Below are 21,762 nucleotides of genomic sequence, written 5' to 3' on the forward strand. Positions count from 1 at the left end.
AAGGATAATGCAAGCGCTTTCTCTTGGGTTTTAAAAAATCGGCTGAACAATTCAGTCGATTTTACAATGTATTGCTATATTTAGCGTTTATCTACAATAATTGCCAAACTTTCATAAGGTCTTAAGGTCACAACTTCTGCTGTTTGAGTTTCTTCATAATTGGAAAGGAGCACTTCGCCATTTTGATACTCTGGTAAAATATCTATCGTAATCGGATCTGGATAAAAGTTATTGAGTACCAAAAGTTTTTCGTCACCTAATTGACGCTCAAAAGCATAAATCTGTGAGCTGTCTTCATAAGCTGGTTGATAGCTGCCTTCGGCAATGATAGGAAGTTCCTTGCGAAGGGCAATCAGTTTTTGATAGAAAGTAAAAATCGGTCCTTGCATCTCATTTTCAACATTGATTTCAGGATAAGATTTCCCTGCTTTGAGCCAAGGAGTGCCTGTCGTAAAGCCAGCATTTGCTGAATCATCCCACTGCATGGGAGTGCGAGAATTATCGCGAGATTTGGCCTGAATAATTGCAAAAGCTTCTTCTGGTGTTTTGCCTTGCTCCAGCAGCATCTGATAAGCATTGATGGATTCCACATCCACATAATCTGCCATAGAGTCATAGTCTGGATCCACCATGCCGATTTCTTCTCCCATATAGATATACGGCGTTCCGCGAGACAGATGAATACTGGCCGCAAGCATAGTTGCTCCTTCATTACGGAAATGCTGAATATCAACAAAACGATTTAAGGCACGTGGCTGGTCGTGGTTGTTCCAAAATAGAGCACTCCAGCCATCATGGTCACTCATTTCCTTGCCCCACGTATGGAAAAGACGCTTGAGCTTCTCGAAATCAAATTTTTTCAAGCTCCATTTTTGACCATTTTCATAATCCACCTTTAAATGATGGAAATTGAAAGCCATGGACAATTCGTGACGTGCCGGATCTGTATAGAGAATGCAGTTTTCAATAGTAGTCGCACTCATTTCTCCGACAGTTATAAATGAGTCAGCCTGTCCGAAAGTCGCTTCATTCAGCATGTGCAGGTAGTCATGTACAATGGGCTTGTCCGTATAGGCAGGCTTACCATCATTTTCCGGACAGTTTTCCAACACCTCATCTTTTCCAATCAGATTGATGACATCAAAGCGAAAACCTTTGACACCCTTGTTCCGCCAAAAATTGACAACTTTGAAAAGTTCTTTGCGGACATGAGGATTGCGCCAGTTGAGATCAGCCTGCGTCACATCAAAGAGGTGCAGGTAATACTTGCCCGTTGTTCCAAAAGACGCCCAGGCGCTGCCGCCAAACTTAGACAGCCAGTCTGTTGGCTCATCGCGCAGAAAGAAAAAATCTTGATAGTACGGATCACCAGCTAAAGCTTTTTGAAACCATTCATGCTCGGTCGAGCAATGATTTAAGACCATATCCAGCATGAAGTCAATGCCGTATTCTTTCCCAACTTGGACCATCTCTTCAAAGTCAGACATCGTCCCAAAAAGAGGGTTGACAGCCGTGTAGTCTGAAATATCATAACCATTATCACGCTGCGGGCTGGAATAGAAAGGATTGAGCCAGACCATATCCACTCCTAATTCTTTGAGGTAAAGAATTTTCTCAATAATACCTTGAAAATCTCCTATCCCATTGCCGGTCGTATCTTTAAATGATTTTGGATAAATTTGATAGACGACTTTTGTCTTATCTAATGCCATTTGTCTTCCTTTTCTATTTCTAAAAGAAAGAGGTGGGGCTTGCGCTCCTCCCCTTTATCGTTGTTACTTTTATTCTTTGCTACGAGCCTTTGTACCTCTCGTTAAGAGATTGCTGCTTGGATTTCCAGCAGTGAGACAAATGTATTACTGAGATAAATTTGTCCATTCGTTAGATAAAATCCTGCTCACCATAGATCGTATCAAACATTTTACCCGATTCGAGTAGCTGTCATCAGCTTATCTCCACGTTCGACAGTCCGCGGTAATGTTCTCTGTTCATCAGCCTGAAATTGCTCTTGATTTGTGATAATCACAGGTGTTTCAGTCACTAAGCCAGCTTCCTGAATAGCTGCTATATCAAAACTAACCAGTTTCTGACCTACGCTCACTCTGTCTCCTTGAGCCACATGAGCTTCAAAACCTTTGCCGTCGAGATTAACTGTGTCCATACCGATATGCATGAGTAATTCGACACCTTCATCTGACACGATTCCAACAGCATGATTGGTTGGGAAAAGCACTGATACCGTCCCGTTCACAGGGGCCACCAGTTCTCCCTCACTTGGAAGGATGACAACTCCTTGTCCCATCACGCCTTGAGCAAAGACAGGGTCGGTTGCTTGGCTTAATTCTTTGACTTCCCCAGCCAGTGGGCTAGCAATTTCTGCAAAATCTACTTTTGGAGCGGCTTCTTTTGCTTCGTCAATGGCTTCAATTTGCGGTGATTTGACACTTTCATCTTCTGTCTTTGTAAACATGCCTGTCTTGCGGAAGAAGAAAGTCAAAATCATCGGTACTGCAATAGCTACTAACATAATAAGGAAGAATGGAAGCATGTATTTAGCTTGGATAGATAAGATACCTGGAATTCCACCGATTCCGATAGCATTGGCTGTTACGTTAAAGGTTACGGATAAGAGACCTGCGATAGAAGAACCAATCATCCCTGCCACAAATGGGTAGACGTACTTCACGTTGACCCCGAAAAGGGCTGGTTCTGTAACACCTAGATAAGCAGAAATCGTTGCTGGCAGAGAAATCTGTGCTTCACGTTCATTATGACGGTTCATCAGATAGTAAGCAAATACAGCTGAACCTTGAGCGATATTGGACAAGGCAATCATTGGCCATAGCGCCGTACCGCCTGTATCTGCAACCAGCTGTGTATCAATGGCATTGGTCATGTGGTGCAGACCAGTGATAACAAACGGAGCATAGAGGGCACCAAATATCGCACCAAAGAGCCATTTAACAGGACCAGTCAGACCAGCAAGCACCGCTGTTGACAGCCATTGTCCAAGTGTCCAACCAATTGGACCAAGGACTGTATGCGCTAGAATCAAAGCTGGAATCAAGGATAAGAATGGCACAAAAATCATGGACACAACTTCTGGAATGCGTTTGCGCCAGAAGATTTCAAGATAAGATAGCGACAATCCTGCAAGCAGAGCTGGAATAACTTGTGCTTGGTATCCAATTTTTCTAACTGTGAAGAAACCAAAATCCCATACCCAGTTTTTAGCAATTTCTGAAGCTGGCGTACCAGCTACTGCATAAGCGTTAAGTAACTGAGGAGACACCAGACAGATTCCCAAAACGATACCGAGGATTTGGCTGGTTCCCATTTTACGAGAAACAGACCAGACAATACCAACTGGCAAGAAGTGGAAAATCGCTTCACCCGGCAGCCACAAGAATGAGTTTACTCCGCTCCAGAACTGTGATACATCCACAATCGTATTGTAAATCGGAGTACCGTCTTTAGCAAACTGAGCAACACCGTCAACCATTTTTTGACCGAGTGCCTGAATCTGTACACCTTCCAGAATATTGCGGAAACCGAGAATCAGCCCCCCAACGATAATGGCTGGAATAATTGGAGTGAAAATTTCCGCCAGCATTGTCATGACACGTTGTACTGGATTCTGATTGCTTTTGGCAGCGGCTTTAGCTGCTTCTTTTGATACTCCTTCAATCCCTGAAACAGCTGTAAAATCATTGTAGAAAATCGGCACATCATTTCCGATAATGACTTGAAACTGCCCTGCATTTGTAAAAGTTCCCTTTACAGCTGGAATGGCTTCAATTGCTTTTACGTCTGCCTTCTTTTCATCTGCCAATACAAAGCGCATCCGAGTTGCACAATGGCTGACAGCTGAGACATTTTCCTTGCCGCCGATAGCCTCTAATAGGGTCTTGGCGTCTTTTTCAAATTTTCCCATTTTCTGTTTGGCTAGGCTTAACCTAACACTCTCCTTCTTTTTTCATCATTGTACAATTGATTGATACATTTATTGTAAACGATACCAAAGATGCCTGCAAGATGTTTGTAGTAAAAAAGGCTCTTTTTTGGTAAAATTTATTTAGTTGTATGCTAAAAAGAAAACAAGTGAGGATATCATGAAAAAATATGAACAAATTTTTAAACTCTTAGAACAAGATATTCTAAACGAGAAATATCAGATAAATAATTATCTTCCTAGCGAACACGAACTTGTCCAGACCTACAAGGTCAGCCGTGACACGATTCGTAAATCGCTTGATTTGCTTCAAAAAGCTGGTCTCATTCAAAAAATGAGAGGTCAAGGCTCTAAAGTCATCCAACAAGAACAGATTGACTTTCCCGTTTCCAACCTAACTAGTTACCAAGAACTTGTCCGGCAACATGGAATGAATTCTAAAACCAATGTCATACAGTTAGAAAAAATTACAGTTGATAAAAAATTATCCAGTCTTACTGGTTTTCCTGAATACCGTCTGGTGTGGCGGATTATTCGCCAAAGGGTCGTTGACGGGATTGCCTCCGTCTTGGATATTGATTACCTTGATAAGAGTTTTGTCCCTTCTATTAGCCGTGAAATTGCAGAGCATTCAATTTATGCTTATTTAGAAGATGAACTGGGACTACACATTTCTTACGCCCAAAAAGAAATCACAATTGATCCAGCCACTAATCGCGATAAAATATTGATGAACATTGGAAATGACCACCATGTCGTCTCTGTCAAATCAAAAGTCTATCTTGCAGACGGACAGCAATTTCAGTTTACAGATAGTCGTCATAAACTCGAAAAATTCCGTTTCGTTGACTTCTCCAAACGGCAAAAATGATCATGACCCTTCACAAAATTCACTCTTCAATATTAAAAATAAAGGAAGAATGTCGTTGTCATCAATCTGCTTCCTTTATTTTTAATGTCATTCACATATTTATAAAAAGTAAAGTAAACTTATCAATTTTTGAAAAACGAAAGAAGCTGAGACTATTTCTCAACTTCTTCCTCTTCTTCTACTATTTCAGAAACTTCTACTTTGAGCTTTGTCACACGTCCATTTTTTACCTTATCATTGGTTAAAATGAGCTTTTTGCCCTGACTTTCCACTTCATAACTCAAACGCTCTTTCACGTCGGGTATCGAACCTACGCCCGTCAAATAATAACCCGCAATGGTATCAACGTCATCACTTTCCAGTTCAACTTCAAAATACTCGTTAAAGTCATTCAAACTCATGGTTCCAAGGACGAAATAAATATGGTCAGAAACCTGATACACCTCTACTTCAGCCTTATCTGTTTCATCATCTATCTCACCGACAATTTCTTCCAGTAGGTCTTCCAACGTTACCAGACCAGACATACCACCATATTCATCTAACAATATCGCCATTTGATTTTGCGTATTCCGCAACTCTGTCAGCAAATCATCCACGAAAATCGTTTCTGGCACAAAGAGCGGTTCCTGCAAAATTTTTCGTAGTACAATATTATCAAAACCATTAGTAAACGCCTCATTTAACAGACGTTTGGTGTGAATAAGTCCAATAACATTATCCTTGTCATCATCATAGACTGGGATTCGTGAGAAATTCTGCCTCAAAATACTTTCGATAATTTCCTTGGTATCATCATTGATGTCCACCATAAAAGCATCGGTACGAGGAACCATCACTTCACGCGCCATCATCTCATCTAGTGAAAAAATTCCTTGTAACATTTCAATCTCATCAGCATCCAGGGTTTCTTCACTATTCGTTAGCATATATTCAATCTCATCACGAGTCATTTTCTCATCAGCATCATCAAAGGTCATCGGCGTTATCCGACTAAGCAGATTAGTGGAGGCTGATAAAAGCCAAACAAAGGGACCAACAATTTTCCCTAAGAAAATGATAACTGGTGCTGTACGAACTGCTAGAGCATCTTTGAGATTCAAAGCAATTCTCTTTGGATATAATTCCCCAAAAACAATAGAAACATAAGTCAAAATAGCAACAGATAAGAAGCTTGCAATCGCTCTTGCTGTCTCAGAATTTCCCATCCAAGAAGCAATTTCCCGACCGAGTGTATTAGCCAAACTAGCTCCTGATAAAATTGTAATCAAAGTAATTCCAACTTGAATGGTGGATAAAAAATGATTAGGTTTTTCCAAGACTTTCAATAAGCGAATATATTTTGCATCGCCTTCTTCAGCCTTTTGTTCCACACGAGCACGGTTTAAGGATACCATCGCCATCTCAGCTGCTGAAAAAAAGGCGTTTAATAGTGTTAAAACCAATAATAGTAAAGCTTGCAGTAACAAGGTCTGACTGCTAGGGTCTTCCATGAATGTTCTCTCCTCATATATAAGTAATCTTAATTATAGCATACTTTTTGACTTCTTGCACAGGGAGTATTAAAAAGAAAAATTTGGAAGGAAATTACAAAGAAAATTATTTATTAAGATTCTAAATTTTGCAAAACGGTTTCCAGGCGTGAGATTGCATCAACAGGAAGCGCCGTTTTCGGGTATTTTTGGTTGAAAGCAAGCAAGAAATTTAACCGTACCTGCATTCTTTCTCTAAGTAATTGTTTGTAGCGAGCATCAAAATTCGGAATCGGATACCCTTCGCATTCCATGTATTCAAAACCCTCCAATGGCCCAAATGGTTTAAATTCTGCTTCTTCATCAACAATTTTTTCAATAATATTCAAGCTAACTTCTTTTGAAATTCCCTTGCCCATATAAAATCCAGTATTGATGATATAGCAGTCGACACCAGATTCAAAGAGACTACGGAATTTCCGATAATCTTCCACCAAGGGATACACTCTAAATGGATTGGCATAAGGTTCAATCACCAAATCATCATGCTTGCCAATCACATTTTCAGCATTGGAACGCTTGGTCATCAAAGTACAGCCCATCGTAGAAGCCATCAGCGAATCGTTAATTTTAACCAAGGGTGGAAGAGAATCATCTTTCATAATCCAGAAAATGGCTTGGATAGGTTCATCAATTCGATCGACCCGATTTGGTGTTGCAAAGCGAGACTTGACTGTCCGACCATTTCCATTTCGAATGTCCTCTGTCACTAATTTTTTTAATCCATTGTCATCCAGTGTCACACCACAATTCTGAACTGTTACAAAAAAGTCCTGCTCCCTATGCCCAATGGGATAGTCATTTGTTTTATCAAAATAGGACGGTTCCAAAGCAATGGAAGACCCATCTTTGACAGAAATAATAAAGGCATCATCATGCAAAACCTTAATATCATATTTTCCATTATGTTTTGCATGTGTCAGCGTGGATTTTCCTGAGCCAGATAAACCAAAGAAAGAAGCTACATAATCTTGTTTATCCGCTTCTTGTTTAAAAATTTTCAAGCCGCCATGACACGCCACATAACCATTTCTGGCAGCTGTTGCCCAAGCTAAGGTTAAGGTTGCTTTTTTTAACTCACCAAAGTAATTTAAGCCCAAAATAATGACACAATTGTGCTGAGTATCAAAATAAACCAACCCTTCAGGATAATCTGGATGCTTCCATTTGGGGTCAAAAAAGACAAATATATCATTTTCATCGTACTTTTTAGAAACTCTCAAACGATTTTTAAACTCTTCATCCAAAATTTGGAAATTTAAAAGCCACGAATACAGGTTGTTAATTTCATCCTCAGGAACCATAAGATGAGCACAAGCCATGAAGGCTTCATCAAGTCCTACAACTGCATCTGCCTTATAAAATTTTCGATGATGAGCCTGATAAATTGCACTGCGTACTATCGAAAGCAACTTCTCATCTTCCTCACTGTCCCTACCAAAAATCCGTCGAGCTTTAGCCGTTCGACCAACGACTGCTCCAGAATTCGTTAATAAAACGCGGGCATAAGAAGGCAAGCCCAATTCCTTTGTATGAATGACAGGCATATCTAAGACAACTGTCCCAGCAGCTGCGGAAGCCAATTGATAAGCTTCTTCCACTGTTTTTATTGCAACAACTTGATTTTCATAAAAAGCTGTTTCAATTATTGCCTTCAAAGGAGAGAAATAAGAAGAATTTTTTCTTATTTCCTGCGGAGAATATTTACGACGTGTTACCATAAGTGTACCTCCTCTATCTTATTAGTTCTATTTTAGCATAAAAATACACTTATGGTTTTAATAAAACGTATTAGAAAAAAAGGAGTGGAATTCCAAACTAAATTTTTGTTGCATTTAGTTTGCTTCCACTTCCCTATATTCATCATTCTAAAACATTAAGACACAGTCCTTCTGAATGTCTATTCATCTTTCAGATTTTGAATTTATTCATCATCCCATTCTTATTTATTAATAATTCCGTACTCCTCATTTTTCTTTTGCTCCTGTGCAGCTCGATGATTATCATATAAATTCGCTAGGAATTTTGTAATTTCTTTCAAAATAGAATAAATCGGAATCGCTACAATCATCCCAACAATCCCATAAATATTACTTGACAAAAGCAAGAGAACCATAATGGTAATTGGATGCACCTTCATCACGCCGCCTACAATCCGTGGATAGAGAATATTTCCGTCAATTTGCTGCACAATTAACATATATATAACTGCAATCACCATTTTTTTCGGATCAGCAATCAGATAAGTGATAATCATCGGAATCAACCCAATGCTTGGACCCACATAAGGAATAAGATTAGCAATCATAGAAAAAATAGCAAATATCAAAGCATATTTCAGACCAATAACACTATAGCCAATGAAAGCCAACGTTCCAATAATAAACGCATCAATCGAAATCCCACTAATATACCGAGCAATCGTTGCATTAAGATTGGTCAATAATTTCGTGATGTTGAGCTTATCCCGTTTCAAAACAGTTCGTTCCAACATTGGCAGTAATTTATCCCCGTCAATTAAGAAATAGACCAAAAAGATCGGCGTCATGATGAGAATCAAAAATGTATTCACTACTGCTGAAACGACACTCCCCAGACTATTGGTGACACTATTTAAAATATTTTGCAAAATATCCACATAAGACAAATTTAACTGCTTAATAATAGACTGGATATTCAGATTTTTAAAGAGAGAGTGCTGCGATAGCTGGTTAATCCAATTTTGCAATTCTCCATAAACATTTTGACTAGAAGAAATCAAACTGGTCAACTGCGTAATTAAAATAGGCAAGAGATAAATGATACCCAAGGTAATAAGCCCAAACAAAAGCACCAAGGTAATTAAAACACCAAAAATCCGCTTAACTTTCAGTTCTTTCTCCAAAAATTTCACCAATGGATTGGTTACATAATATAAAAAGCCTGCGATAAGAAAAGGAATTAAAACCGTATTTAAAACACTCACAAAGGGGGAAATCAGACCTTCCATTTGTCGCCAGATAAAAAAGATAATTGTCAGTAGTAAGACTTCGGTGGTCCAAAAAAATAACTTACTTTTATGAAACATACAGTTCCTCCTAACAGCTATTCTATCATATTTTCCACTAAAATAGAGTGCTTTTCTTAAAATGTCTTAAATTATTTTAGGAACAGACTCTTTCGTTTCCCACTATCAAAACTTATTTTTCCATTTATTTTCGTTTGTAAACCATTTTCACATGTACTCGTGATTCTAAGATGAAGGGTTCACTAACAGCTTCAAATCCAAATTTCTCATACAAGCCCACCACCTGCTCTTGCGCCTCTATGTGAATCTCTTTTTCAGGCCATTTTTCAGCACAAGTCTCCATAATAGCTTGGACCAACTTACGACCAAGCCCTTGATCGCGAGTAGAAGCCGCTGTTACGACACGTCCAAAATGAATAGTAGTACCCGTTTCAAATACTCTCGCATAAGCGTCTACCTCGCCGGCTTCATTTTCATGAAAAATATGGATTGCTTCTAAATCGTGCTCGTCCAAATCATTATAAACACTATTTTGCTCTACGACAAATGTTTCCAAACGTAATTTCAAGCATTTATAAAATTCTAAGGTGGTTAATTCCTCAAATGTCTTTTTATACCACATACTTGTTTTCCCTTCTTCTTTATTATATAATAATTGTAAATGCAACTATAAAAGGAGCCTTTTATGGATTATCGTCATCTCTTTCGTCAAATGGGCATAATTTCTCGCCAAGCCATGATGAATATGAATCATGAAGCCAGCCAATACAACCTAGATAATAATCTTTTTCTTATCCTTATTCGCATTGTTGAGCATGAAGGACTGAATCAATCTCAACTTTCTCATATGGTAAAAATTGATAAAACAACACTTAGTCGCTCCCTTAGAAAACTAGAGGAAAAAGGATTTATCACAAAGAAAGTCAACTCTCAAAATAAGAAATTTAAAGAGCTTTTCCCTACAACGAAGGCTTTGCAAATCTACGACCGATTGATTGGATTTGAAACGACCTATATTCAGACTGTCATGAAAGATTTGACTTCCTCTGAACTCTTTCAATTAGAAGCCATCCTCAATAAAATAGAAAATTCTCAATGAAATCAGTATAACATACATTAGTTGCATTTGCAACTTTAAAATTAAAAAATGACGAGGCTGGACCAAAAGTCCTTAACCTCGTCAAATTTTTATGAGTTTCTTGCAAGTCGCAGTGGTTGAGTGGGTTCTATGCGGTTGATAAATCACCCTTTACAGCCCTACTCAACTGTGTGGGGGTGGGACAACAAAATCAAATTTCTTCGAAATTACCGATTTTTGTCCCACTCCCTTTTGATTATTTTGTTTCAAATCCTTCTGCAACTCCTTGCGCAAAATGTTCTTCAACGATTTCTGCACAGTGGTCACAAACAATTGCATGATAGCTACGTTCTTTGACTGTTTCATCTACCCGACGGCAACGTTCACAAACTTGTCCCTCTGCATGCTCAACTGTAAAAGCTACATCCTCGAAAGCAATAGCATTTTCAGGAGCTTCCCCGTCTGCGATTGTTAATTTAGAAACAATGAGAAGTTGCGCAACGTCGCTATTAACCGCTTCAAGCAATGTTCTCACTACTTCATTTGGATAAATCGTTAAATGAGCTTCCAAAGATTTTCCAATAACCTTTTCATTACGTGCTTCTTCCAAAGCTTTCTGAGCTTGACTGCGGAAGTGCATAAAGCTTGTCCAAGTATCCAATAATTCTTCCTCATTAGGGAAAGTTAGCGCATCTGGCAATTCTGCTAATTGAACAAATTCTTCTGGCTCATGTTCTAAGTAAGACCAGATTTCTTCTGCTGTATGTGGAAGAATTGGGGTCAACAATTTTGTAATTTTTACTAAAATATCGTAAAAGACGGTCTGCATTTGACGGCGTTCCAATGATTTAGCTGCTTCAATATAGACAACATCTTTTGCAAAATCAAGATAGAAAGCTGATAAATCAACTGTCACAAAGTTTACAATCGCTTTATAAATATCTAAAAATTCAAAGTTGGCATAAGCCTCACGAATCGTCTTAACAAGTTGGTTAAAGCGAACAGTCATGTACTTATCAACAGAGCGAAGGTCATCATAAGCAACAGCGTCTTCTTTCGGATTAAAATCAGAAGTATTAGCAATCAAGAAACGCAGGGTGTTACGGATTTTTCGGTAGGTTTCAGATACTTGACCAAGAATATCCATAGAGATACGCACATCGTTGCTAGAATCCACACTCGTTACCCAAAGCCGCAAGATTTCCGCACCAAATTGTTTTTCAACATCACTTGGAGCAATCGTGTTGCCAAGAGACTTCGACATTTTCTCGCCTTTACCGTCCAAAGCAAACCCTTGTGAAAGAATTTGTTTATAAGGAGCTACACCATGGTTGGCAACCGATGTGATAAGCGATGAGTTGAACCAACCACGATACTGGTCTGACCCTTCAAGATAAAGGTCAGCAGGATAAGTCAATTCAGGACGATTGACCACCACACCATTCCAAGAAGAACCTGAATCAAACCACACGTCCATGATGTCCGTTTCTTTAGTGAATGTACCATTTGGTGACCCTGGATGAGTAAATCCTTCTGGAAGCAAATCTTTCGCTTCTCGTTGCCACCAAATGATAGAGCCATGTTCCGCAAAGAGCTCAGCCACATGCTCAATTGTTTTCTCAGTCATAATCGCTGTGCCGTCCTCCGCATAGAAGATTGGGAGTGGCACTCCCCAAGCCCGCTGACGTGAAATGACCCAATCTCCACGGTCACGAATCATATTGTAAAGACGAACCTTGCCCCATTCCGAATGGAACTTCACTTTTTCAATTTCGTTCAAAATTTCTTGACGGAATTTTGAAACTGAAGCAAACCATTGCGGTACTGCACGCCAAATTATTGGCTTTTTCGTCCGCCAGTCAAATGGGTAGGAGTGAGAAATTTCTTCTTGCGCAAGGAGAAGTTGACCTAACTTTTCAATTACTGTAGGAACTACCTTGTCATAAAATTGCCCTGCAAAATCTGAACCAGCATTTTCCATCATGATACCACGTTCATTAACTGTAACGGCTACTTCTAAGCCATTTGCAATCCCAACATTGTAGTCGTCCTCACCAAAACCAGGAGCTGTATGGACAATCCCTGTACCTGAATCTAGTGTAACGTGGTCACCAAGAATCACCAATTCATCCACTTCCTCATCCCACGGGTGCTCTGTCACGATATGGTTCAGTTCAGCACCGCGATGAGTTGCCAAGACCTCCACATCTTCCCAGCCAAATTTTTCAGACAAGCTATTGAGCAAGTCAGCAGCAACGACAAATTTACGGCTTTCCCCAGCTGGTTTTACCACAACATAATCAAAGTCCGCACCTACTGTCAAACCGCGAGAAGCCGTAATAGTAAATGGTGTTGTCGTCCAAACTACAATATAAGTATCTGTATCTAGCACATTTTTGCCGTCTTTTACCTTATTTGCATAGTAAAGAGAGGTTGAAACCAAATCATGATACTCAATTTCTGCCTCTGCAAGAGCTGATTCAGATGACCATGACCAATAAACAGGCTTCGCACCGCGGTAGATATACCCCTTTTTCGCCATTTCTCCAAATACGCGAATTTGAGCAGCTTCATAATCCGGAGTCAACGTCACATACGGATGCTCCCAATCACCAGAAACACCTAAGCGTTTGAAATCTTTCCGTTGCTTGTCTACTTGGCTGAGTGCGTAATCTCGACAAAGTTTTAAATACTCTGCCAAATCCATTTCTTTGCGTTTCACACCTTGCTTCGCTAGGACTTGCTCAATTGGAAGACCATGAGTATCCCAACCTGGAATGTAAGGTGCATAGTAGCCAGACATCGATTTTGAACGCACAATAATATCTTTTGAAATCTTATTCATGGCATGCCCAACATGAATATTTCCATTAGCATACGGAGGCCCGTCGTGAAGTGTGAAGTGCGGTTTTCCTTCATTCAATTCTTGACGGCGTTGATACAATTTTGCATCTTCCCATTCTTTTTGCCAAAGAGGTTCTTTATTCGGCAAACCAGCACGCATTGGAAAAGCTGTTTTTCCAAGATTAAGAGTTTCTTTTAATTTCATAAGTTCTCCTTTTTCATATTAGTAACAAATTAAAATAAAAAAACCACAAATTCATCCAAAGGACGAAAATTCGTGGTACCACCTTCATTTAGACAAGAATAAGATTCCTATCCCTCTTACTCGTAACGTGAGTTAAGCGTTAAATCTTACTGTTTTCAGATTTAAGTTTGCAAAATGATAATCCTAACAAAAGGAATTACAGGTCTCTCACCGTCACCTGCTCGCTGCGAATATTTTGTTAGCATCTTGTTTTTACATTCTCTTATAAAATATCTACAGATTCTGTTGAAGTAGCTTCTGAGTTATCTGTTGAAGTCTCAGCATTTGTCAGATTTAATCCTAAGACAGACTCATCTAATGTTTCAAACGCTTGTGTTTCGGCTAATTCACGATTTGCTTCTTCAATGCGTCTTTGTAATTCTTCCATTTCCTCTGGAGAGAACTGACGCGTCACATCCACTTCATCTTCTTCTGGAGTCGTTACGACTTCACCCAAAGCAGACTGAACAACTTCTTTAAAGGCTTCATCACTAGTCTGCAAGTAAGTAGCTGTTGGGCGAAGAATATCTTCCCATTCTGAAGAATTCACAATGCTTAATTGACTTTCAATGGTTGATTTTAAACGTTGGTGGAAAACACGCGTTTTATTTTTCAACTCTTCTGTTTCAACAGCCACTTTCTTAGCATTATCAGTCGCTTGACGAAGAATTTCATTAGCCTTGTATTTTGCCTCATCCAACAAATGTTGGGCTTCTTGCTCAGCCTTATGAACAATGTTTTCAGAACGGTCATTTGCCGCTTGTTTTACACGTTCTGCCGTATCTTGTGCAATCAATACAGACTGGCTAAGGGAATCCTTCATCTCGTCAAAATAGGTCAAACGTTCTTCCAGATTTTTAATTTTTGACTCTTGCTCATGATTGACACGAACTAAATCTTCGTAATCTTGGACAATGATATCAAGAAATTCATCTACTTCATCAACATCATATCCTCTAAATTTGTGAGCAAAAGCTTTATCTTTAATTTCTAACGATGTAATAGCCATATTTTCTCCTTACTTACTAGACAATAATTCAACAGTTAACTTATACTTCCCATTTTTTGAAAAGCCATTTTCTCTTAAAACTTTTACTCTCCCATATCCTCGTACACTAATTAAGTCATTTAATAACAAATGATGACTGGGATTATCCAGCATGGAATAGTTTACCTTAACTTGCTTTGTTGCTATCAGCCGAGCGGCAATGCTTCGTGACAAATGAAATGAGGCAGCTACCACTTTATCCAAACGCATACTAGAGACAAGCACATCTCTTAGTTTTGAATCAGTTTGAGCGATAATTTGTTGTGAAAAATCTACTTGCTTTAATTTTACAGGTGTCTTTGCTATCCTTGAGATATGATCGATGAAAAATTGAGTAAATTTCTTATCTACCATAATTTGTGCTCTACCTGAAGCTACAAGAATATCACCAAAAACTTTACGTTCAATCCCTAATTGATTCAATAACGTTCCCATTATTTGCGAATGGGTTAAATGGTGAAATTTATTCGCATAGCTGATTTCTAACAGATCTATTTCAAAATCACTTACTTGCAACTCATAGTAGAGAGGAGCAATAATGACTTTAGCCAATTCACTCGTATAATAATCCGAACTTGAAAATATTTGCAATTGCAAATGATTTCCAAGATTCTGTAAAATTTCAACTTGGTGTGGATTCACATACGAAGTTACTTCAAAAGAATAAGAATCCTCAACTCGCTGCATCTTTTCTAAGCTTTTATCAACAAATTCACGATCTTCTTCTGTAAAATGTTGGTATAAATGTTTAATATTCTTCATGAATTTAAGCTAAAAGCAAAAGAGCATTCAAAATGATGCCAGAAACCAAATTCAAAAGAAAGATAACGATAAGAATCGTCCAATCAAGACCAGCAAATTGTAAATTGAAACGTTGAAATGGTTTCAAAACAGGCTCTACTATCCGTAAAATCAACTGACCAAGTGATGTTTGATAGGCACCCGGAAACCAAGATAAGAGAGCATACACCACTAAAATAAATGAATACACTCTTACCAAATTATAAAGTATATTTACAATCCAAACCATGTTTTTATCTACGTTTCATATCAAAATCAAATTCGCCACTTTGTAAATCCTCAGGTAATTTCAAATCCTCAACATTTACAACAACATTGATTGGTGTTAAAAGGTACATTGTACTTGCAACTTTTTTTATATTTCCTGCAAGCACATAACGAGCACCATCCAAATAATCCAAACAACGACGAGCTTGCACTTCTGTCATATATTGAAAATCAATCAAAATGCTTTCATTAACAATTAACAAATCAACAATTTCAGTTGTTTCTTCATATTTTCTTGGATAACGAACATTGATTGTCACTTTGTCATCTGAAATTGTCCGATGTTGTGCCAATTCTTGCTGACGTGCATGCAGACGAGTAATGTTCTCATTTGCTCCCGACTTTGTAGAAGATTGTGAAGAGCTACTCGCTGTATGTACTAGTCTTTCTTTGGTAGGTGTAGATTGATTACTCACACGCGGTGGCAACTCTGGCGTTTGAACGCTTGCGTCTTCACCATCTTCTGTAAAGTAATCAATGAATTTATCAAATCTATCTTTAAGAGACATAATATTTTCCTATTTAAAAAATGCGGTACCAATTCTGACAAAAGTCGAACCATTTGCAATGGCTATTGCATAATCACGGCTCATTCCCATACTTAAATCAGTAAAAGGCATGTTAGGTAACTGTTTACGTTGTAATCTTTTTTGTAATTGATTGGCTTGTTGGAAAATAGCATTTAATTCAGCCTCATTCGCTTCAAATGGTGCCATTGTCATCAAACCAACAATCTGAATTTTTTCAAGTTTTTCTAGCTCAGGTAAAATAGTATCAATTTCCTCTACAGTAAAACCATGTTTACTGGCTTCTTTGGAAATATTGACTTGTAAAAAGCATTTAATGATATGCTCTGCTCTTTTGTTGATTTCTTGAGCTAATTTTACTGAATCTAAGGCATGGAAATAGTCAACATAATTAATGACATCTTTCACTTTTCGCCTTTGAAGCGTACCAATTAAGTGCCAAATCACATGTTCATCTTGTAGAGCCTGATATTTATCTAGAAACTTATCTACTCGATTTTCACCGATATGATGAATCCCTGCTTTAATCAGTTTTTTAGCAGTAGAGCTGTCAACATATTTGGTGACAGCTATTACTTCTACTGATTTTTCTGAGCGATTAACTTGTTGTGTAGCCTGTGCTACATTCTCCAAAACTTGAGATATATTCTTTTCTAAATCCATTTTAGCGGTTTTTAAAGAATGGTGGTGTTTCTAATTCATCGTCATCAGAACTAGTATCTTCATAACGTTCTACAGCTGGTGTAGTATTCGTTTCTGTTGAACGAACAATATTTTCACGACGCAAATCCCAGTCACCAAATGCTGAAACTTTTGGGCTTTCTGCTCGTTGATGGCTTGGCTTTGGTAATTCAAGATTTTCAGTCAAGTCAAAGTTACGATCGTAGCCTTGAGTTCCTCGAGAATTACGATTTCCACGAACTGCAGTTGAATAAGAATTTTGTTGAGCAACTGGGCGAACACCACTTACTCGATCAATTTTTTCTTGACGAACACCTGTTGCAACAACTGTCACACGAATTTCATCTTTCATACTATCATCAATAGATGTTCCTAGCCAGATATTCACACCATGACCAGCTGCCTGATTGACAATTTCTGATGCTTCTTCTGCTTCAATCAAAGTCATATCAAGCCCACCTGTAACATTTATGATAACATCTTCAGCTCCATCAATCGTTGTTTCAAGAAGTGGTGAATAGATAGCCTTACGCGCAGCTTCAATAACACGTTCTTCACCACTACCAATACCAATTCCCATAAGAGCATCGCCTTTATTTGCCATAACTGTTTTCACATCAGCAAAGTCAAGGTTGATAAGTCCTGGGCTTGTAATCAAGTCTGTAATTCCTTGCACACCTTGTCGAAGGACATTGTCTGCCTCGCTCAAAGCCTCAAGCAGAGGGGTTTTCTTATCAACGATTTCAAGCAAATTATTGTTTGAAATGATGAGAAGCGTATCTACATGCTCACGAAGTTCATTGATGCCTTCAATTGCAAAGTTCCCCCGCTTACTTCCTTCAAAGCCAAATGGACGAGTGACAACTGCAACTGTTAAAGCTCCCAGTCCTTTTGCAATACGAGCAATAACCGGTGCAGCACCTGTACCAGAGCCACCGCCCATACCAGCTGTAATAAAGACCATATCAGCTCCTGTAAGAGCTTCTGTCAATGTTTCTTCGCTTTCTTCAGCCGCTTTACGACCGATTTCAGGCTGTCCTCCAGCACCAAGACCACGCGTCAACTTTGGACCAAGCTGAATGACTGTTTCTGCTTTTGAACCACTAAGAGCTTGAACATCTGTATTGGCAGCGATAAATTCAACGCCTGATACTCCTTCATCAATCATGCGGTTAATGGCATTGCCACCACCACCACCGATACCAATAACTTTAATTACTGCTCCTTGTGTCGCAGCTGTATCAAATGAAAATGTCATAATGTATTACCTTCTCCTTTAATCAAACATATTACCAAGCAGATTTCGAACACGATCTGTCAATTTTTCTTTTGGCTGTTGAGATTGTGTTGGAAGTGGTTCTGGACGTTCAACTTCTTCTACTGCCTCATCAACCAAAGCCGCAGTTGGCTGTTGTGGTTGAGTAAAGCGTTGCAACGGATTGAACGACTGACTTTGCTGTGTTGAACGAGAGAATTCAACTGGCTGATGCCGTAAAAGTTCATCACCATGAACAGCAGCCTGTGCTAGAACATCCACTTCAGATAAATTTCCTGCATACTCTGATAAACTAATAACATGGGCAAACGCTGGATTACGAATACCGATTTGATTTGGAACATATAATTTAACGGGAACACCGAAAACTTCTTGTGCCAATTCAACCACGCCCGGCAAAATCGCACCGCCTCCAATAATAACAATACCACCTGGAAGCTCTAATAAATGCCTTCTCTCTAAATCTTGCTTGATTTGTTCAAAGATATGTTTAACACGCGCTGAAATAATTTCTGCTAAATAACGCTCTGTCACTTCAACTGGTTCCACTTCACCAATTACTTCCACTTGGAAAGACTCATTGCTAGCGGCAGGTACGTATGCTTCTCCATAGTTAAACTTCAAGCTTTCTGCCAACTTCTTAGATGTTTTTAAAACCTTAGAGATGTCTTTTGTAACATATTCGCCACCTTCTTGATAGATATTGGTAAATTGTAATTCTTGATTGCGAACAGAAGCTGCAGTTGTTTGGCCGCCCCCCATATCAATGACAGTTGCACCAAACTCACGCTCTCCTTCATTCAGAACGGATTTTGTCATAGCGAGCGGAGAAATGATAATGTTTTCAACTTGAACTCCTGCACGCTCAACCGTTTTTCTCAAATTATGAAGAATAGTACGTGGACCTGTATATAGAAGGCCACGCATTTCTAAACGAATTCCCATCATTCCGCGAGGATCACGAATTCCTTGGAAACCATCTACGATGAATTCCTCTGGAATAAAGGTAATAACTTCCCGGTCTGGAGTCATACTTTTTGTCAAAGCAGATCGTACAACATTTTCAACATCTGCATCTGTAATTTCTTTCGTTTCACTTGTCACAGGAATCATACCCTGTGTTGCTTCAATCTGTAACAAGTTAGCAGGCAAACCAACATTCACCAACTTAATTGAAATCCCTGCTTTTTCCTCTGCTTGTGAAATTGCAGACTTTATAGCACTTGCTGCTGCTTCGATATCTACAATGATACCATCTTTGACACCAGCACTTTTGGCGTTACTAACCCCAATTACATTTAATTCATTGTTTACGTGTTCTGCTACCAAGACCTTAATGGAGCTTGTTCCGATATCTAATCCTGTAAAAAAGCCATCTCTAGCCATTAGACCATTCCTCTCTGTTTACCAAGTTTCTCACTTATCAATTTAACTATCAAAAAAGTATAGTTATTCAAAGCATATTATAACATAAAAATTTAAAAAGTGGTTAGATTTTCTGCATTATTTTAGCTAATTCGATAGCTAAATATCCCTGCTTCCATATCCACAATACTTGCTTCGGTTAATTGTGGTTTAATTTTTTCATAATAAGGTAGCTTTTTGGCCACTTCTGACAGAGGAACTATAATTTTATTTCCATCTGTCATCATGAGAGTCAACAAATCCTCGGTCGCTTTACTTGGTGTATGCTGAACTGTTTGAATTTCCGATTTGATCGTATCGGAAATACCTGCTAATTGTCGCACAAATTTCTTAAGCATAGCTTTATCTGAAAAATCAAGTCTAATATAACTTTTAGGTAATTGTGATTTAGTAACTGGGTTAGCAATTTCTTCTCCGCTAGATAATACTGGAAAATATTGCTCTCCAGAATAATCATAAGCGACAACTTTATATTCTGCCACTTTAATTTTGAATGTAATGGGGAACCGGTACATTATTTCTGCCTTTTCAACCCATAAATTTGACTGTTTGATATTCTTAGCATGGGCTTTTTGGCTCAAATAGGTTGTCAAGGTGTAGTCCTCTTTTTGAATACTAGAAGCCTCCAGAACCTCTGTTTTGGACAGTTGTTTATTCCCCGTCACCTCTATATTCTTTAATTTTGAATAAGGACTAATAAAATAAACAGCTAAAATCAACAAAACAGAACTGAGAATCAAGACTGGAAGAGCACGGTAAACATGACGAGGAGCAATTTTTTCTCTAGTCTCTTTTTCATTTTGTTTGGCTTGTTTGCGCTCTGCTTTCTTCTTTTTTCTCAAGTCTGTTTTATCAAGAGGCTTATCTTGTTCTTCCTCAGAGAACTCTGTACTAGTGGATTTTTCCAAGTCTTCTGATTCTGCTTTTTGAGTATCAGATGTTACTTCTGGCTTTTCATCTTCCTCGCCTGCATCTAATTTCTCAGGATTTGGCAAATGCTGCTTTTTTTGCTCTGCCAGTTCTTTCTCTTTTTCAGCTTCTTCTTGAGCTTTTTTTTCAAGATATTCCTTGTTTCTTTTTTGCCACTCAGAAAGTTTTTCTGTCTCTTGTCCTTTCTGATCCTCTTGCTTCTTTTTTGTCATTTTCTTCCTTTATCTATGTCATTTGTTAAAAGGTTATAAAATTCATCTAACGATTTTATTTCTTGAGACTGTTTCATGGTTCGTTCATACATTTCTTTCCGCTCAAGCATTTCGGCAATCACTTTTTGTAGATTTTCAAAGTTTAGTTGACCCTCGTCCAACTTCTTAGCATAGCCTTTTTTTACAAAATAATCTGCATTTTCAATCTGATCACCACGACTTGCTTCTCGTCCCAAAGGAACAATCACATGGAGTTTTGCCATAGCCAATAACTCAAAAATAGTATTAGATCCGCCACGTGTTATAACGACATCTGCTAAGTTCATCAACGGTTGATAGAGATCTGTTACATAGGCAATCCGATAGAGATGATTGGATAATTCATCTAAATGAGCATCTCCTGATAAATTGATAACATTGTAGTGCTGAGTTAATTCTATTTTATTTTCCGTTACCAAATCATTAAAGACCTTTGCTCCCGCTGATCCACCAACAAACAGAAGGGTCGGAAGATTTTTATCAAAATGTTGCTGAATCCTTTGAATCTGCTCATTTGGTGCAGTAATTTTTTCTCCTACTTTTGTCACAGCTCCCACATGCTCAATTTTTGTCAACGCATGGGCTTGTTCAAAAGTAGAATACATTTTTGTCGCACATTTGTAAGCAATTTTATTTGCTAGACCAATAGAGAGGTCTGATTCATGTACATAAACTGGAATCCCAGCTAAGCGAGCTGCAATGACAGGAGGAACCGATACAAAGCCACCTTTAGAAAAGAGAGCCTGCGGACGAACCTTTAACATAATTCCTAAAGATTGCAAAATGCCCCAAGCCACTTTGAATACATCTAACATATTTTGCCAAGAAAAGTAACGACGTAATTTCCCCGTCGCTATAGAATGAAAAGTGATATCCAAACCTGACTTCTGGATTTCTTGGTATTCAATCCCATGCTTATCACCAATATAGTGAACTTGCCAGCCTGCTTCTAGGAATTTTGGAATGAGTAGAAGGTTTAGAGTCACATGACCAACCGTTCCTCCACCTGTAAATACAATCTTTTTCAT

The 21,762-nt window shown here is 38.6% G+C and carries 17 protein-coding genes and 2 pseudogenes; 2 read left to right on the forward strand and 17 right to left on the reverse strand.

From position 1 onward, the window contains the following. Positions 1 to 80: 80 nt before the first annotated feature. Together treC and treP are read right to left on the reverse strand one after the other, a co-directional pair. On the reverse strand, positions 81 to 1,712 hold the full coding sequence (treC, locus tag EL079_RS05145) for an alpha,alpha-phosphotrehalase (protein WP_003032374.1): 1,632 nt from the start codon (positions 1,710 to 1,712) through the stop codon (positions 81 to 83). 209 nt (positions 1,713 to 1,921) lie between these two features. Further along, the gene (gene treP / locus EL079_RS05150) at positions 1,922 to 3,934 is read right to left on the reverse strand and encodes a PTS system trehalose-specific EIIBC component (RefSeq protein WP_003025673.1); all 2,013 of its coding nucleotides are present in this window, start codon (positions 3,932 to 3,934) and stop codon (positions 1,922 to 1,924) included. Between the two features lie 178 nt (positions 3,935 to 4,112). Between treP and treR the strand changes: the two genes are divergently transcribed. Next, positions 4,113 to 4,823, forward strand: coding sequence for a trehalose operon repressor (gene treR, locus EL079_RS05155; RefSeq protein WP_018543649.1), 711 nt, complete (start codon positions 4,113 to 4,115; stop codon positions 4,821 to 4,823). A gap of 152 nt (positions 4,824 to 4,975) precedes the next feature. Here the strand turns inward: treR and EL079_RS05160 are convergent, their stop codons facing one another. The 4 genes from EL079_RS05160 to EL079_RS05175 form a co-directional block, all read right to left on the reverse strand. Continuing rightward, positions 4,976 to 6,316 carry a hemolysin family protein gene (locus tag EL079_RS05160; RefSeq protein WP_003032360.1) on the reverse strand — a complete coding sequence of 447 codons (1,341 nt, stop codon included), beginning with the start codon at positions 6,314 to 6,316 and terminating at the stop codon, positions 4,976 to 4,978. A gap of 113 nt (positions 6,317 to 6,429) precedes the next feature. Next, positions 6,430 to 8,076 carry a phosphoenolpyruvate carboxykinase (ATP) gene (locus tag EL079_RS05165; RefSeq protein ID WP_003032348.1) on the reverse strand — a complete coding sequence of 549 codons (1,647 nt, stop codon included), beginning with the start codon at positions 8,074 to 8,076 and terminating at the stop codon, positions 6,430 to 6,432. 221 nt (positions 8,077 to 8,297) lie between these two features. Continuing rightward, complete coding sequence (locus EL079_RS05170) at positions 8,298 to 9,422, reverse strand: AI-2E family transporter (RefSeq protein WP_003032350.1); 1,125 nt, start codon at positions 9,420 to 9,422, stop codon at positions 8,298 to 8,300. A 124-nt stretch (positions 9,423 to 9,546) separates the two neighbouring features. Continuing rightward, entirely contained in the window at positions 9,547 to 9,984 is a 438-nt protein-coding gene (locus tag EL079_RS05175; RefSeq protein ID WP_003032395.1) for a GNAT family N-acetyltransferase, read from the reverse strand. A 63-nt stretch (positions 9,985 to 10,047) separates the two neighbouring features. Between EL079_RS05175 and EL079_RS05180 the strand changes: the two genes are divergently transcribed. After that, positions 10,048 to 10,461 (forward strand): MarR family winged helix-turn-helix transcriptional regulator, encoded by a 414-nt coding sequence (locus tag EL079_RS05180; RefSeq protein ID WP_003028354.1) that lies wholly within the window; start codon positions 10,048 to 10,050, stop codon positions 10,459 to 10,461. 235 nt (positions 10,462 to 10,696) lie between these two features. Here EL079_RS05180 and ileS read toward each other — a convergent pair whose 3' ends face one another. The 11 genes and pseudogenes from ileS to EL079_RS05235 all read right to left on the reverse strand — a co-directional run bounded on the left by ileS (position 10,697) and on the right by EL079_RS05235 (position 21,762). Continuing rightward, positions 10,697 to 13,489 carry an isoleucine--tRNA ligase gene (ileS, locus tag EL079_RS05190; protein ID WP_003032359.1) on the reverse strand — a complete coding sequence of 931 codons (2,793 nt, stop codon included), beginning with the start codon at positions 13,487 to 13,489 and terminating at the stop codon, positions 10,697 to 10,699. A 262-nt stretch (positions 13,490 to 13,751) separates the two neighbouring features. Then, positions 13,752 to 14,537 carry a DivIVA domain-containing protein gene (locus EL079_RS05195; protein ID WP_003025689.1) on the reverse strand — a complete coding sequence of 262 codons (786 nt, stop codon included), beginning with the start codon at positions 14,535 to 14,537 and terminating at the stop codon, positions 13,752 to 13,754. 9 nt (positions 14,538 to 14,546) lie between these two features. Next, on the reverse strand, positions 14,547 to 15,338 hold the full coding sequence (locus EL079_RS05200) for a YlmH family RNA-binding protein (RefSeq protein ID WP_003032405.1): 792 nt from the start codon (positions 15,336 to 15,338) through the stop codon (positions 14,547 to 14,549). Between the two features lie 4 nt (positions 15,339 to 15,342). Further along, positions 15,343 to 15,606: a YggT family protein gene (locus EL079_RS05205; protein ID WP_003028359.1), complete on the reverse strand. Its 264-nt coding sequence runs from the start codon at positions 15,604 to 15,606 to the stop codon at positions 15,343 to 15,345. Between the two features lie 4 nt (positions 15,607 to 15,610). After that, positions 15,611 to 15,976, reverse strand: a pseudogene (locus EL079_RS05210) (cell division protein SepF); the annotation flags it as partial. A gap of 86 nt (positions 15,977 to 16,062) precedes the next feature. Beyond that, positions 16,063 to 16,153: pseudogene (locus EL079_RS09995) on the reverse strand (cell division protein SepF); the annotation flags it as partial. Positions 16,154 to 16,162: 9 nt separating this feature from the next. Beyond that, positions 16,163 to 16,834, reverse strand: a complete 672-nt coding sequence (locus tag EL079_RS05215; RefSeq protein WP_003032376.1) for a YggS family pyridoxal phosphate-dependent enzyme — start codon at positions 16,832 to 16,834, stop codon at positions 16,163 to 16,165. Position 16,835: 1 nt separating this feature from the next. Beyond that, positions 16,836 to 18,110, reverse strand: coding sequence for a cell division protein FtsZ (gene ftsZ / locus EL079_RS05220; protein ID WP_003032394.1), 1,275 nt, complete (start codon positions 18,108 to 18,110; stop codon positions 16,836 to 16,838). An 18-nt stretch (positions 18,111 to 18,128) separates the two neighbouring features. Continuing rightward, complete coding sequence (gene ftsA, locus EL079_RS05225) at positions 18,129 to 19,514, reverse strand: cell division protein FtsA (protein ID WP_003032354.1); 1,386 nt, start codon at positions 19,512 to 19,514, stop codon at positions 18,129 to 18,131. A gap of 122 nt (positions 19,515 to 19,636) precedes the next feature. Beyond that, a complete protein-coding gene (locus tag EL079_RS05230) occupies positions 19,637 to 20,695 on the reverse strand; it encodes a cell division protein FtsQ/DivIB (RefSeq protein WP_018543648.1) in 1,059 nt (352 codons plus the stop codon). Then, positions 20,692 to 21,762: a UDP-N-acetylglucosamine--N-acetylmuramyl-(pentapeptide) pyrophosphoryl-undecaprenol N-acetylglucosamine transferase gene (locus EL079_RS05235; RefSeq protein WP_003032413.1), complete on the reverse strand. Its 1,071-nt coding sequence runs from the start codon at positions 21,760 to 21,762 to the stop codon at positions 20,692 to 20,694. Before EL079_RS05235 ends, EL079_RS05230 begins: the two co-directional genes overlap by 4 nt.

The sequence above is a fragment of the Streptococcus anginosus genome, from assembly GCF_900636475.1.
GTDB lineage: Bacteria > Bacillota > Bacilli > Lactobacillales > Streptococcaceae > Streptococcus > Streptococcus anginosus.